General features: G+C 54.3%; 11 protein-coding genes and 1 pseudogene. 5 read left to right on the forward strand and 7 right to left on the reverse strand.

Annotated elements, in window-relative coordinates:
* Nucleotides 1–130 precede the first annotated feature (130 nt).
* A complete protein-coding gene (gene ettA, locus OGY15_RS22155) occupies nucleotides 131–1,798 on the forward strand; it encodes an energy-dependent translational throttle protein EttA (RefSeq protein ID WP_003019019.1) in 1,668 nt (555 codons plus the stop codon).
* A 99-nt stretch (nucleotides 1,799–1,897) separates the two neighbouring features.
* Here ettA and nadR read toward each other — a convergent pair whose 3' ends face one another.
* From nadR to serB, 3 genes are all read right to left on the reverse strand, one after another.
* The gene (nadR, locus tag OGY15_RS22160; protein ID WP_126319332.1) at nucleotides 1,898–3,127 is read right to left on the reverse strand and encodes a multifunctional transcriptional regulator/nicotinamide-nucleotide adenylyltransferase/ribosylnicotinamide kinase NadR; all 1,230 of its coding nucleotides are present in this window, start codon (nucleotides 3,125–3,127) and stop codon (nucleotides 1,898–1,900) included.
* A 65-nt stretch (nucleotides 3,128–3,192) separates the two neighbouring features.
* On the reverse strand, nucleotides 3,193–4,575 hold the full coding sequence (gene radA / locus OGY15_RS22165) for a DNA repair protein RadA (RefSeq protein ID WP_286541126.1): 1,383 nt from the start codon (nucleotides 4,573–4,575) through the stop codon (nucleotides 3,193–3,195).
* Between the two features lie 11 nt (nucleotides 4,576–4,586).
* Nucleotides 4,587–5,555: a phosphoserine phosphatase gene (gene serB / locus OGY15_RS22170; RefSeq protein ID WP_003019027.1), complete on the reverse strand. Its 969-nt coding sequence runs from the start codon at nucleotides 5,553–5,555 to the stop codon at nucleotides 4,587–4,589.
* A gap of 115 nt (nucleotides 5,556–5,670) precedes the next feature.
* Between serB and OGY15_RS22175 the strand changes: the two genes are divergently transcribed.
* Entirely contained in the window at nucleotides 5,671–6,303 is a 633-nt protein-coding gene (locus OGY15_RS22175) for a YtjB family periplasmic protein (protein WP_151224527.1), read from the forward strand.
* Nucleotides 6,304–6,321: 18 nt separating this feature from the next.
* On the forward strand, nucleotides 6,322–7,338 hold the full coding sequence (gene lplA, locus OGY15_RS22180; RefSeq protein ID WP_151216675.1) for a lipoate--protein ligase: 1,017 nt from the start codon (nucleotides 6,322–6,324) through the stop codon (nucleotides 7,336–7,338).
* A gap of 98 nt (nucleotides 7,339–7,436) precedes the next feature.
* Here lplA and deoD read toward each other — a convergent pair whose 3' ends face one another.
* The 4 genes and pseudogenes from deoD to deoC all read right to left on the reverse strand — a co-directional run bounded on the left by deoD (nucleotide 7,437) and on the right by deoC (nucleotide 11,795).
* Nucleotides 7,437–8,156 (reverse strand): purine-nucleoside phosphorylase, encoded by a 720-nt coding sequence (gene deoD / locus OGY15_RS22185; RefSeq protein ID WP_000224864.1) that lies wholly within the window; start codon nucleotides 8,154–8,156, stop codon nucleotides 7,437–7,439.
* Nucleotides 8,157–8,309: 153 nt separating this feature from the next.
* Nucleotides 8,310–9,534: pseudogene (gene deoB / locus OGY15_RS22190) on the reverse strand (phosphopentomutase).
* Between the two features lie 51 nt (nucleotides 9,535–9,585).
* Nucleotides 9,586–10,908 (reverse strand): thymidine phosphorylase, encoded by a 1,323-nt coding sequence (deoA, locus tag OGY15_RS22195; protein WP_187253697.1) that lies wholly within the window; start codon nucleotides 10,906–10,908, stop codon nucleotides 9,586–9,588.
* A 107-nt stretch (nucleotides 10,909–11,015) separates the two neighbouring features.
* On the reverse strand, nucleotides 11,016–11,795 hold the full coding sequence (gene deoC, locus OGY15_RS22200) for a deoxyribose-phosphate aldolase (RefSeq protein WP_137376109.1): 780 nt from the start codon (nucleotides 11,793–11,795) through the stop codon (nucleotides 11,016–11,018).
* Nucleotides 11,796–12,056: 261 nt separating this feature from the next.
* Between deoC and OGY15_RS22205 the strand changes: the two genes are divergently transcribed.
* Complete coding sequence (locus OGY15_RS22205; protein WP_286541134.1) at nucleotides 12,057–13,607, forward strand: YjjI family glycine radical enzyme; 1,551 nt, start codon at nucleotides 12,057–12,059, stop codon at nucleotides 13,605–13,607.
* Entirely contained in the window at nucleotides 13,579–14,442 is an 864-nt protein-coding gene (locus OGY15_RS22210; protein WP_286540379.1) for a YjjW family glycine radical enzyme activase, read from the forward strand. Before OGY15_RS22205 ends, OGY15_RS22210 begins: the two co-directional genes overlap by 29 nt.
* Nucleotides 14,443–14,483: the final 41 nt, after the last annotated feature.

The following is a 14,483-nucleotide window of genomic DNA, read 5'->3' on the forward strand; positions in this document are numbered from 1 at the left end:
TTCAAGTTGCAACAAGGCGGCGAGCAAGTGAATCCCCTGAGCGTACAAAAGTACGTGACTGGGGTGAACGACACAGCCAACGTATCTGCGGCTTGAAGTATGACGGGATAAACATAGAGGCGAGTCCAACGTGGCCCAATTCGTTTATACCATGCATCGTGTCGGCAAAGTCGTTCCGCCGAAACGTCATATTCTTAAAAACATCTCACTGAGCTTCTTCCCTGGCGCCAAAATCGGTGTACTCGGTCTGAACGGCGCAGGTAAATCTACTCTGCTGCGCATCATGGCCGGCATTGATACCGATATAGAAGGGGAAGCTCGCCCACAGCCAGGCATTAAAATCGGTTACCTGCCGCAGGAACCGAAACTGAACCCGGAACATACCGTTCGCGAATCCGTTGAAGAAGCGGTTGCTGAAGTGGTTAACGCGCTGAAAGGCCTGGATGAAGTGTACGCGAAGTACGCCGAACCGGACGCTGACTTCGATAAGCTGGCCGCGCAACAGGGCAAGTTTGAAGAGATTATTCAGGCGCACGACGGTCATAACCTGAACGTGCAGCTTGAGCGTGCCGCTGACGCTCTGCGTCTGCCGGACTGGGATGCCAAAATTGAAAATCTTTCCGGTGGTGAACGCCGCCGCGTCGCGCTGTGCCGCCTGCTGCTGGAAAAACCAGACATGCTGCTGCTCGACGAACCGACTAACCACCTGGACGCCGAATCCGTCGCGTGGCTGGAACGCTTCCTGCACGACTTCGAAGGCACCGTGGTGGCCATTACCCACGACCGTTACTTCCTCGACAACGTAGCTGGTTGGATTCTGGAACTTGACCGCGGTGAAGGTATTCCATGGGAAGGCAACTACTCCTCCTGGCTGGAGCAGAAAGATCAGCGTCTGGCCCAGGAAGCCTCTCAGGAAGCGGCTCGCCGTAAATCCATTGAGAAAGAACTGGAGTGGGTTCGTCAGGGCGCGAAAGGCCGTCAGTCTAAGGGCAAAGCCCGTCTGGCACGCTTTGAAGAGCTGAACAACACTGAATACCAGAAACGTAACGAAACCAACGAGCTGTTTATCCCACCTGGAGCACGTCTGGGCGATAAAGTCGTTGAAGTCACCAATCTGCGTAAATCCTACGGCGATCGTGTGTTGATTGACGACCTGAGCTTCTCGGTACCGAAAGGCGCTATCGTCGGCATCATCGGTCCGAACGGCGCGGGTAAATCAACCCTGTTCCGTATGATGTCCGGTCAGGAACAGCCTGACAGCGGCACCATCACGCTGGGTGAAACCGTTAAGCTGGCCTCCGTTGACCAGTTCCGTGACGCCATGGACAACAGTAAAACCGTGTGGGAAGAAGTGTCCGGCGGGCTGGATATCATGAAGATCGGCAACACCGAAATGCCAAGCCGTGCCTATGTGGGCCGCTTCAACTTCAAAGGTGTGGATCAGGGTAAACGCGTCGGCGAATTGTCCGGCGGTGAGCGTGGTCGTCTGCACCTGGCGAAGCTGCTGCAGGTTGGCGGCAACATGCTGCTGCTCGATGAACCAACTAACGACCTGGATATCGAAACCCTGCGCGCGCTGGAAAACGCCCTGCTGGAGTTCCCGGGCTGTGCAATGGTTATCTCGCACGACCGTTGGTTCCTTGACCGTATCGCGACCCATATCCTGGATTATCAGGATGAAGGTAAGGTGGAATTCTTCGAAGGCAACTTTACCGAATACGAAGAGTACAAGAAACGCACGCTGGGCGCGGATGCGCTGGAGCCGAAGCGTATTAAGTACAAACGTATTTCGAAGTAATTACCGTTAAGCGCCGGATGGCGGCGTGATGCCTTATCAGGCCTACGAGGTTAGTGCGACTTGTAGGCTGGATAAGCGCGGCCCCATCCGGCATTTAAACTATCTCTGCTCGCCCATCAACTCTTTCACCAACTCCACGCAGCGCAGGAAGCGACCATCGTAGTCCGGCTCCTGAACGTGCACAAAATTGATATTGTTCTCCTGCAGCATCTCGACCAACAGCGTCTGAAACGCTTTTCTGTCAACCGAGCTGCCAAGGCTGCGCAAACCATCTGCCACCCATGGGGTGTTGTTTTCCAGCAGGATCACCAGGTCAAAGCGATACTCGTCAATCAGCGCCTGCACAAACGGGTGTTCACGCCCTTCGTACTTTTTGCAGAAGGCCTGAGTAGTCACGAAATCGGTGTCGATGAAAGCCACTTTATTGGCATACTTAACAGCAAAATCAATGTATTGCGCTTGTCCCAGAGCGATTTTATCGTAGTCGGAATACTGCAACGCCATCTCATCGCCGCCCAAATGGGAGAAAACGTAATCACGCCCATATTCCCACGCACTGGTGGTGTTAAAAATGTTGGCAAGCTTGTTTACCAGCGTCGATTTTCCGCTCGACTCCCCGCCGAGGATCGCCACGGTGCGCACGAAAAACGGCTTCACTTCGGTGGGAATATACTCCCAGTAGCGAAACGGGTTCTCACGGATTTGCCCGCCGCTGATGCTCATAAACGTCCGCTTGGGATCCACCAGCACGGTTTCGATCCCCAAATGTTCGAGGTACTGCGGAGCATCTGACTCTTCAGAGGTGTAGATCCAGTTTGGCTGGATCCCTTTCTCCTGCATAAACGTTTTTATCCCGTTGCTCCACACATCCCACCCGTGTGGATACGGCTCCATGCCCTCTTCGTTGAAGGCATGAATTCGGATATTTTTCTGATACTTAAAGGTTTGTAGCAGCCAGCGTAGACGATCAGGCACCGTGGGCTGTTGCGACATGGCGCTGTCTTCAAACAAGCTTCTATCGCGCGTGTCGTCATAGCCCATGATGATATGCAGTTCATCAACCTGACTGCAGGCGCGCTGGATAAGATAGATATGGCCGGTATGCAGCGGATAAAACTTTCCGAATACCACACCGATATTTTTCTGCTGGCGTGGAAACTCCAGCCCGAGAAAACGGTGCAACGCCTCCAGCTTTTGCGCGCTGGGGCTTTTAATTTTGGCATTCAACAGTTGGCTTAGATATCCCTTGGTCATGCCACTGGCATCCGCCACCTGTTGCAGGGTACAGCCCTTTTGCTTAATGGCGGTTTTCAGATAATCAAATGACACAAGAGCCTCCTGCTGAAAAAATAAACGTTATACCCAATGCCGCCGGAAAGACGGCGGGTATTTTATTATAGGTCGTCAAACACGCTTAACGCATCTGCAAGCTTCTTAACGCCAAAGACCTGCATCCCTTCCGGCACTTTTTTCGGTACGTTGGCGGCGGGAACAATCGCCCGACGAAAGCCGTGCTTCGCCGCTTCTGAAATACGCTCCTGACCGCTGGGCACAGGGCGGATTTCTCCCGCCAGACCCACTTCACCAAAGACCACCAGATCCTGCGGCAACGGCCTGTCGCGCAGGCTGGACACCATTGCCAACAGCAGTGCCAGGTCGGCGCTGGTTTCCGTAACCTTTACGCCGCCGACCACGTTGACAAACACGTCCTGATCCGCCATCTGCAAGCCGCCATGACGATGCAACACCGCCAGCAAAATCGCCAGACGGTTTTGTTCCAGACCAACCGCCACGCGGCGCGGGTTTGCCATCATTGAGTGATCGACCAGCGCCTGAATCTCTACCAGCAGCGGGCGCGTGCCTTCCCAGACCACCATCACCGAACTACCGGAAGTGACTTCATCGCCACGGCTTAAAAAGATTGCAGAGGGATTGCTAACTTCGCGCAGCCCCTGTTCGGTCATGGCAAAGACGCCCAGCTCATTCACCGCGCCAAAACGGTTTTTATGGCTACGCAGAGTGCGGAAACGCGAATCGGCGTCACCGTCGAGCAACACTGAGCAGTCAATACAGTGCTCCAGCACCTTCGGCCCGGCCAGAGAACCGTCTTTGGTGACGTGGCCGACCATCACAATCGCCACGCCGCGCGTTTTGGCGAAGCGCGTCAGGTAAGCTGCGGTTTCACGCACCTGCGCCACGCTGCCCGGCGAAGACTGAATGTCCGCCATATGCATCACCTGAATGGAGTCGATCACCATCAGCTTCGGCTGTTCTTCTTCAGCGATCAGGCAAATTTGTTCGATACTGGTTTCCGACAGCATGTTCAGGTTCGCTGTCGGCAGGCCAAGTCGATGCGCGCGCATCGCCACCTGTTGCAGCGACTCTTCGCCGGTGACGTACAGGGTTTTCATCTGCTCGGCAAGCCTGCACAGCGTTTGCAGCAGCAGCGTTGATTTGCCCGCGCCGGGGTTACCGCCAATCAGTATGGCGCTGCCGGGCACCACACCACCGCCGAGTACGCGGTCGAACTCTTTGAATCCGGTAGAAAAACGCGGCAGTTCCTCAAGGCTGATGTCAGAGAGCTTCTGCACTTTTGCGACGCCTGCATTTCCGGCATAGCCGCTGAGTCGCTCGTTGCGCGCCACCGTTGGCGACGCGGCAAGACGCACCTCGGTTATGGTGTTCCAGGCCTGACAGGCGCTGCATTGCCCCTGCCAACGCGAGTAATCGGCCCCGCATTCATTACAAACAAAGGCGCGTTTAGGAGCTTTTGCCACGTTTTACCTCATTATTTCTGATTCATGCTGCCAGAGAGAATGCAGAACACGCCCATCAGGTCAGCGTGACGGATAGTAATCTCCGTCTTTTCATTCACTTTGGGTTTCGCATGATACGCAATGCCCAGCCCGGCCGTTTTGATCATCGGCAGATCGTTGGCACCGTCGCCGATCGCCACCGTCTGCGCCATCGGGATCTCATATTCTTGCGCCAGGCGGGTCAGCGTACTGGCTTTATACTGCGCATCGACGATATCGCCGATCACGTTGCCAGTGAATTTACCGTCCATGATCTCCAGCTCATTCGCCACAGCTGCCGTCAGGCGCAGCTTGTTACGCAGATAATCGGCAAAGAAAGTAAACCCGCCGGAAGCAATAGCCACTTTCCAGCCAAGCGTTTCCAGTTTTAACACCAGCTGAGTCAGGCCAGGCATCAGCGGCAATGTTTCTCGCACCTGGTGCAAAATGTTGGCATCAGCCCCCTTCAGCGTCGCCACGCGGCTGCGCAGGCTGGCGGTGAAATCAAGCTCGCCGCGCATCGCGCGTTCGGTGACTTCGGCAACCATTTCACCGGTCCCGGCCAGTTTGGCAATTTCATCAATGCATTCGATCTGGATAGCCGTTGAATCCATGTCCATCACCAGCAAACCCGGCGTGCGCAAATGCGGAATTTTGCCCAGCGGGGCAACATCCAGTTTGGCATCATGCGCCAGTTTTGCCGCACGCGGCGTTAACGAGCCTGCCAGACGAATCACCTGATAATCCTCAACGCACCACGCCGCTACGATCACCATCGCCGCGCCCAGTTTGCTCTGGTATTGCGTTAAACGCTGTTTATCCAGCCCACGACCGTACAGCAGCCAGCCACTGCGGCCTGCGTGGTAATCCAGCGGCATGACTTCATCACCGCTTAAAGAGAGAGGCAGACCTGGCCACAGAGAGACATCTTCAGGTAGATCGCACCAGGTAATGTTAGGCATTAAAGCTCCTGTAAAATCGTTCGGGTCGGAATCATCAGGGGAAAATAACGCATGAGGCTACCCTGTAACCAGCGCTTCTGGCAACATTAAGTCTCAAATTTTCAGCAGGTGGAATATGGCTCGCACAAAACTGAAATTCCGACTTCATCGTGCAGTGATTGTATTGTCCTGCCTTGCGCTGCTCGTCGCGCTGATGCAAGGCGCATCCTGGTTCAGTCAAAGCCACCAGCAGCAGCGTAATCCGCAGCTTGAAGAGCTGGCCCGCACGCTGGCTCGCCAGGTCGCGTTAAACGTCGCCCCGCTGATGCGTACCGAAACGCCGGATGAAAAGCGCATTAAAACGGTGCTCACCCAGTTGACGGAGAGTAGCCGTATTCTGGATGCGGGCGTGTACGATGAGCAGGGAGACCTGATTACGCGCACCGGTGAGAGTGTCAACGTTCGTGACCGACTGGCGCTCGACGGTAAAAAAGCCGGGGGCTATTTTAACCAGCAAATTGTCGAACCCATTCACGGAAAAAATGGACCACTGGGCTATCTGCGCCTGACGCTGGATACCCATACGCTTGCCACTGAAGCCAAGCAGGTAGATAACACCACCAACATCTTGCGCCTGATGCTGCTTCTGTCACTGGCAATTGGCGTGGTGCTCACCCGTACTTTATTGCAAGGCAAGCGTACTCGCTGGCAGCAATCCCCTTTCCTGCTGACCGCTAACAAACCGGTGCAGGACGAAGATAAAGATTAATCAGAAAAGGAAATCGCTATGTCCACACTACGCCTGCTTATCTCCGATTCTTACGATCCATGGTTTAACCTGGCGGTTGAAGAGTGCATTTTTCGCCAGATGCCCGCCACGCAGCGCGTCCTGTTCTTATGGCGGAACGCCGATACGGTGGTGATTGGCCGGGCGCAAAACCCGTGGAAAGAGTGCAACACCCGCCGGATGGAGGAAGATAACGTGCGACTCGCCCGTCGCAGCAGCGGCGGCGGCGCGGTGTTCCATGACTTAGGTAATACCTGCTTTACCTTTATGGCCGGGAAACCGGAATACGACAAAACTATCTCCACCGCGATAGTCCTCAATGCGCTGAATATGCTGGGCGTAGAAGCTGAAGCCTCCGGGCGTAACGATCTGGTGGTGAAAACGCCGGACGGCGATCGTAAAGTCTCTGGTTCTGCTTATCGTGAAACGAAAGACCGTGGATTCCACCACGGCACGCTATTGCTGAATGCCGATCTCAGTCGCCTGGCAAACTATCTCAATCCCGATAAAAAGAAACTTGCCGCCAAAGGCATCACTTCAGTTCGCTCGCGCGTGGCAAATTTGACCGAGCTATTACCGGGCATCACTCATCAACAGGTTTGTCAGGCCATCACGGAGGCCTTTTTCGCCCACTACGGCGAACGCGTAGAAGCCGAGATTATCTCCCCGGACAAAGCGCCGGATCTGCCGAACTTTGCCGAAACCTTTGCCCGCCAGAGCAGTTGGGAGTGGAACTTTGGTCAGGCGCCAGCCTTCTCGCACCTGTTGGACGAGCGTTTCACCTGGGGCGGCGTTGAACTGCATTTCGACGTTGAAAAAGGGCATATCACGCGTACGCAGGTGTTTACCGACAGTCTCAATCCCGCGCCGTTAGAAGCGCTGGCGGGTCGTCTGCAAGGATGCTTGTACCGTGCGGATATGCTGCAACAGGAGTGCGAGGCGCTGCTGGTTGATTTCCCGGAGCAAGAAAAAGAGTTACGCGAGCTGTCGGCATGGATTGCCGGCGCGGTGCGTTAAGCGCAGGCCTGAAAATCCCGGATGGCGGCGACGCCTTATCCGGCCTGCGAGAACAATGTTAAGCCCGGTCAGCGCAGCGCCACCGGGCACAAACAACATTACTCTTTATCGCCCAGCAGAACGGATTCCAGCGCGATTTTGATCATGTCATTGAAGGTCGTCTGACGTTCAGCGGCAGTGGTCTGCTCGTGAGTACGGATATGGTCGGACACGGTGCAGATAGTCAGCGCTTTCGCACCAAATTCAGCCGCAACGCCATAAATGCCCGCCGCTTCCATTTCCACGCCCAGCACGCCGTATTTTTCCATGACGTCGAACATTTCGCCGTCCGGAGAGTAGAACAGGTCAGCGGAGAACAGGTTACCCACGCGCGCGTCTACGCCCAGCGCTTTTGCTGCATCAACAGCGTTACGCACCATGTCGAAGTCAGCGATAGCAGCGAAATCATGATCTTTAAAGCGGATACGGTTAACTTTGGAATCGGTGCAGGCACCCATACCGATAACCACGTCACGCAGTTTGACGTCCATACGCACGGCGCCACAGGAGCCTACGCGAATGATTTTCTTCACGCCGAAATCGGTGATCAGCTCTTTGGTGTAGATGGAGCAGGATGGGATACCCATACCGTGGCCCATTACGGAGATCTTACGGCCTTTGTAGGTACCAGTGAAACCTAACATGCCGCGAACGTTGTTCACTTCACGGACATCTTCGAGGAAAGTTTCAGCAATATGCTTCGCACGCAGCGGGTCGCCCGGCATCAATACGACGTCAGCGAAATCACCCATTTCTGCATTAATATGTGGAGTTGCCATCAATTTATCCTTATTAAAATTGAGAAGAATACCCAAAGGATTTCGCGTTGTAGGAAGGCGACGAATTCGTGAATCCCCGGAAGCATAGATTAACTATGTGACCGGGGTGAGCGAACAAAGTCAACGCATCTACAGCGCGAAAGACAACGGGTATCACAGCATGTTTTTACCGTAGTCCATCGGCGACGTACCAAAGTAGCTCGCCAGCGTCTGGCCGATATCCGCGAAGGTTTCACGGTGACCTAAAGAACCGGGTTTCACTTTCGGGCCGTAAACCAGTACCGGAATGTGTTCACGAGTGTGATCAGTACCGGTCCAGCTCGGGTCGCAGCCATGGTCAGCAGTCAGGATCAGAATGTCATCTTCACCCACCAGCTCCATCAGCTCAGGCAGACGGCGGTCGAACAGTTCCAGACCTGCGGCATAACCGGCGATATCGCGACGGTGGCCCCAGGAAGAATCGAAATCAACGAAGTTAGTAAAGACGATGGTCTTATCACCCGCTTCTTTCATCTCTTTGATGGTGGCGTCGAACAGCGCGTCCAGACCGGTAGCTTTCACTTTTTTGGTGATGCCGCAGTTCGCATAGATATCCGCGATTTTACCAACGGAAACCACGTGGCCGTCTTTCTCGTCGACCAGTTTCTGCAGCACGGTCGGTGCTGGCGGCTCAACGGCCAGGTCGTGACGGTTACCGGTACGCTGGAAATTACCGGCTTTATCACCAATAAACGGACGCGCAATAACACGACCGATGTTGTAACCACCTTCGGTCAGCTCTTCACGGGCGATTTCGCACAGTTCGTAGAGTTTATCCAGGCCAAAAGTCTCTTCGTGACAGGCAATCTGGAACACTGAGTCAGCGGAGGTATAGAAAATCGGCTTGCCGGTTTTCATATGCTCTTCACCCAGCTGATCCAGAATCACGGTACCGGAAGAGTGGCAGTTACCGAGGTAGCCCGGCAGGTTGGCACGTTTTACCAGCTTATCCAGCAGTTCCTGCGGGAAGCTGTTTTCATGATCGGAGAAGTAACCCCAGTCAAACAGAACCGGTACACCGGCGATTTCCCCAGTGGCCGGACGGCGTGTCTTTTCCGGAAGAGAGTTCATGCGCCCAGGCGTAAGCACCAATCACTTCCGCATTACCGTCCATGCCGGCAGCAATTTTACCTGTAGAGCCTTCGTGAGCTTTCACCAGGCCCAGACGGGTCAGGTTAGGCAGATTCAGTGGACCTTTGCGACCATTGTCAGCTTCACCTTTCGCACAGGCTTCTGCAATGTGTCCCATAGTGTCTGAGCCTACGTCGCCAAAGCGATCCGCATCTTCAGTCGCACCAATACCAAAGGAGTCCAGCACCATAATAAATGCACGTTTCATCTTGTTCTCCATACATCTGCGCCGCAAAAAAGCGATCAGATCAGTATACAGTTATTCGGTAATACGACGATAGACTGTCGGCGTAATTTCTGGCGCTTTATCGTCAAGGCTAATTGCCGCTTTGACCGCTTTCGCCGCTTCCTGCCAGCTGGCTTCATCTTTGGCGTGGATCACCGCCAGCGGGCGCTGTCCGTCTACGCTGTCGCCCAGACGCGCCATGTCGCTGAAGCCAACGCTGTAATCAATGGTGTCCGAGGCCTGACGACGACCGCCGCCCATGGAAACGACCGCCATACCCAGCGCACGGGTATCCATCGCGCTGACAAAACCTTCGGTATCAGCATATACCGCTTTGCTGAGCATTGCCGTTGGCAGGTACTTCGAATAATTCTCGACGAAATCGGTCGGGCCTTTCTGCGCTGCAACCATGCGACCAAAAATCTCTGCCGCTTTACCGTTATCCAGCACCGCCTGTAATTTCGCGCGAGCTTCGGCATCGTCTTTCGCCAGCTTGCCGGAGATCAGCATTTCCACGCACAGCGCCATGGTGACGTCTAACAGACGTGGATTGCGGTATTCACCTGTCAGGAACTGCACCGCTTCGCGAACTTCTACCGCATTACCCGCGCTGGAAGCCAGCACCTGATTCATATCGGTTAACAGCGCGGTGGTACGTACACCCGCGCCATTCGCCACGCCGACAATCGCTTCGGCAAGGGCTTCAGAGAGCTCGTAGGTCGGCATAAAGGCGCCGCTGCCTACTTTCACATCCATCACCAGCGCATCCAGCCCTTCCGCCAGCTTTTTCGCCAGGATGGAGCCAGTAATCAGCGGGATGGAATCCACCGTCGCAGTAATATCGCGAGTAGCATAAAAACGTTTATCCGCCGGTGCGAGCGAGCTGGTTTGCCCAATAATCGCCACACCCACGTCTTTAATAATTTCACGGAAACGGGCGTCGTCCGGAAAAATGTCAAATCCTGGAATGGCTTCCAGTTTATCGAGCGTGCCACCGGTATGTCCCAGGCCACGCCCGGAGATCATCGGAATATAACCGCCGCATGCAGCGACCATTGGGCCTAACATCAGTGACGTTACGTCACCCACGCCGCCGGTAGAGTGTTTATCCACAATCGGGCCGTTCAGTTGCAGGCTTTTCCAGTCCAGCACGGTTCCTGAATCACGCATTGCCATAGTCAGCGAAACACGCTCAGGCATTGTCATATCGTGGAAGAAAATGGTCATCGCCAGGGCGGCGATTTGCCCCTCAGAGATGGTGTTGTCACGGATCCCATTGATAAAGAAACGAATCTCTTCATCGCTCAGCGCATGACCATCACGTTTTTTACGAATAATTTCTTGTGCGAGAAACACGGTAACCTCCCGATTATGGGCCGGGTAAGCAGTGCGCTCCCCGGCTAGTCGTATTGATGCCGGATGGCGGCTTACGCCTTATCCGGCCTACGATGGGCAATTCAAACTTAGTAGCTGCTTGCGCTCTTACCGTCGCCGTGACCCAGCGCTTTGAGCAGGCTCGCCAGCAGGCTGGATGCGCCAAAACGGTAATGGCGGGAATCTGCCCAGTCAGCGCCAAACAGTTCGTCAGCAATCGCCAGGAACTGCTGTGCATCTTCTGCCGTACGCACGCCGCCAGCGGGTTTGAAACCAACGGTTTTAGAAACGCCCATATCACGGATCACTTCCATCATGATGCGTGCGCTTTCCGGCGTCGCATTGACCGGTACTTTACCGGTAGACGTTTTGATGAAATCAGCACCGGCTTTGATGGAAATTTCAGACGCTTTACGGATAAGGGCTTCTTCTTTCAGCTCACCGGTTTCGATGATCACTTTCAGCAGCACATTTGCCGCCGCACACGCGTCTTTACACGCTTTAACCAGATCGAAACCAACTTGCTCATTACCGGCGATCAGCGCACGGTACGGGAACACCACGTCAACTTCATCCGCGCCGTAGGCAATCGCCGCGCGGGTTTCAGCCAGCGCAATCTCGATGTCGTCGTTGCCGTGCGGGAAGTTGGTGACGGTGGCAATACGGATGTCCGGCGTACCCTGCTCTTTCAGAGTCTTACGCGCAATAGGGATGAAACGCGGATAGATGCAGATTGCGGCAGTGTTGCCAACCGGGGTCTTCGCCTGATGACACAGCGCGATCACTTTTTCATTGGTGTCGTCGTCATTCAGGGTGGTCAGGTCCATCAGTTTCAGTGCGCGCAGGCTGCTTGCTGTTAAATCGGTCATAACATTCTCCAACGGCGTCGCCGTATAAAATTTCACCTTGCGAGTTTGTTAGTATTCTAACATCCGCTCGCGATTACACTTCGATATACATCACAGTTAATGAAAACCACATACAGATTTGCATTACTCTAATGAGATCCACTTCAAATAAATCACCTTTCCAGAGGGAATGCGGTGGCATCAAGCGCATCCGGATCAAAGGTTGTAGCGACGTTGCTTTCTACAATGGCGTTACACCTTCGGGATAAAAAGGAACCAACGATGCCCACTTCAAGCGAACTCGCGCTGCAACAGCGTTGCCAACAAATCGTGACCAGTCCGGTGCTCAGCCCTGAGCAGAAACGCCACTTTCTGGCGCTGGAGGCTGAAAACGCACTGCCTTACCCGCAACTGCCTGCTGAAGCACGCCAGGCGCTGGATGACGGGGTGATCTGCGATATGTACGAAGGCCATGCCCCGTTCAAACCGCGTTATGTTTTACCCGACTACGCGCGTTTTCTGGCCAACGGTTCATCATGGCTGGAGCTGGAAGGAGCAAAGGATCTTGATGACGCGTTATCCTTACTCACCATCCTGTACCATCACGTTCCGTCAGTAACGTCGACGCCGGTCTATCTCGGTCAGCTCGATGCTCTACTGCAACCATATGTTAGAATTCTAACACAAGATGAGATCGATATTCGAATAAAACGTTTTTGGCGTTATCTCGACCGCACCCTGCCAGATGCTTTTATGCATGCCAACATTGGTCCAGCCGACACGCCGATTACACGCGCAATTTTACGCGCAGATGCAGAGTTAAAGCAGGTTTCACCTAATCTTACTTTTATTTATGATCCGCAAATCACCCCTGACGATCTGCTGCTTAACGTGGCGAAAAATATCTGTGAATGCAGTAAACCACACATTTCCAACGGCCCTGAAAATGATAAAATTTTCACAAAAAGCCACTACGGCGTCGTCAGTTGTTACAACTCACTGCCGCTGGCTGGCGGCGGAAGTACGCTGGTCAGGCTCAATCTGAAAGCCATCGCAGAGCGCAGCACCTCTGTCGATGACTTCTTTACGTGCACCCTACCGCACTACTGCCAGCAGCAAATCGCCATCATTGATGCACGATGTGAATTCCTCTATGAAAAATCACATTTCTTTGAGAATAGCTTCCTGGTGCAGGAAGGGTTGATTGATCCCAAACGTTTTGTGCCTATGTTCGGTATGTATGGCCTGGCGGAGGCGGTAAATCTGCTGTGTGAAAAAGCAGGGCAATGCGCGCGTTACGGGAAAGATGAGTTTGCCAATCAGCTTGGCTATCGCATTAGCGCCCAACTGGCGGAATTTGTAGAAAGCACGCCAGTGAAATATGGCTGGAATCAGCGCGCGATGCTGCATGCACAGTCGGGGATCAGTTCTGACATCGGCACCACGCCGGGCGCACGTCTGCCCTACGGCGATGAACCGGACCCAATCACTCACCTGCAGACCGTTGCGCCGCATCACGCGTATTATCACGCCGGTATCAGCGACATTCTCACGCTGGATGAAACCATCAAGCGTAATCCCCAGGCGCTGGTGCAATTATGCCTCGGCGCGTTTAAAGCCGGGATGCGTGAATTTACCGCTAACGTGAGCGGTAACGATCTGGTTCGCGTCACCGGTTATATGGTGCGCCTGTCGGATCTGGAAAAATATCGCGCCGCAGGTTCTCGCACCAACACAACCTGGCTGGGCGAAGAAGCCGCGCGCAATACGCGCATTCTGGAACGACAACCTCGCGTGATTAGCCATGAACAGCAGATGCGCTTCGGTAAGTAAGATTATCCCTTTCTCCTGCGTCGACGGGCCGGGCAGTCGCCTGGCTCTGTTTCTGCAGGGGTGCAATCTGCGCTGTAAAAATTGCCACAATCCGTGGACGATGGGACGCTGCAATGACTGCGGGGAGTGTGTCCTGCATTGCCCGCATGAGGCACTCAGCCTGAGTGCAGGAAAAGTGTGGTGGCAGTCCGACGTATGCCAGCAGTGTGACACCTGCCTGCACATGTGCCCACAGCAGGCTACGCCGATGGCGCAGACCATGAGCATTGATGAGGTGCTGCAGTCTATTCGCAAGGCAGCACTGTTTATTGAGGGAATTACGGTCAGCGGCGGCGAAGCGACGACCCAGCTACCGTTTATTGTGGCGCTGTTTAGCGCGATCAAAACCGATCCGCAGTTGCAACACCTGACCTGCATGGTAGACAGCAACGGCATGCTGAGCGAAACCGGCTGGCAAAGATTGCTACCGGTGTGCGACGGCGTGATGCTCGATTTAAAAGCCTGGGATAGCGCATGTCATCGTCAGTTGACTGGTCGCGATAACACGCTGATTAAACAAAGCATTACCTTTCTGTCCGGGCAAGGGAAACTTGCGGAACTGCGCCTGCTGATTATTCCTGGTCAGGTGGATTATCTCCAGCATATCGATGCGCTGGCGGCGTTTATCACACGTTCAGGTGACGTGCCGGTGCGACTGAATGCCTTTCATGCGCACGGGGTATACGGCGAAGCAAAAGACTGGCCGAGCGCCACGCCGGAGGATGTGGAGATCCTCGCGCAAAAATTGCGCGAGCGCGGGGTGGAAAATTTGATTTTCCCGGCTTTGTATCTGTGAAATGCCGGATGCGATGCAAAAGCGTCACATCCGGAAATCAA

The organism is Citrobacter sp. Cu231 (assembly GCF_030332265.1).
Classification (GTDB): Bacteria; Pseudomonadota; Gammaproteobacteria; order Enterobacterales; family Enterobacteriaceae; genus Citrobacter; species Citrobacter meridianamericanus.

Bases quoted from the DNA above. Each gene is read 5' to 3' on its own strand.
- serB (WP_003019027.1), bottom strand. From the start codon at position 5,555: ATGCCTAACATTACCTGGTGCGATCTACCTGAAGATGTCTCTCTGTGG.
- OGY15_RS22175 (WP_151224527.1), top strand. From the start codon at position 5,671: ATGGCTCGCACAAAACTGAAATTCCGACTTCATCGTGCAGTGATTGTA.
- lplA (WP_151216675.1), top strand. From the start codon at position 6,322: ATGTCCACACTACGCCTGCTTATCTCCGATTCTTACGATCCATGGTTT.
- deoD (WP_000224864.1), bottom strand. From the start codon at position 8,156: ATGGCAACTCCACATATTAATGCAGAAATGGGTGATTTCGCTGACGTC.
- deoC (WP_137376109.1), bottom strand. From the start codon at position 11,795: ATGACCGATTTAACAGCAAGCAGCCTGCGCGCACTGAAACTGATGGAC.
- OGY15_RS22205 (WP_286541134.1), top strand. From the start codon at position 12,057: ATGCCCACTTCAAGCGAACTCGCGCTGCAACAGCGTTGCCAACAAATC.
- OGY15_RS22210 (WP_286540379.1), top strand. From the start codon at position 13,579: ATGAACAGCAGATGCGCTTCGGTAAGTAAGATTATCCCTTTCTCCTGC.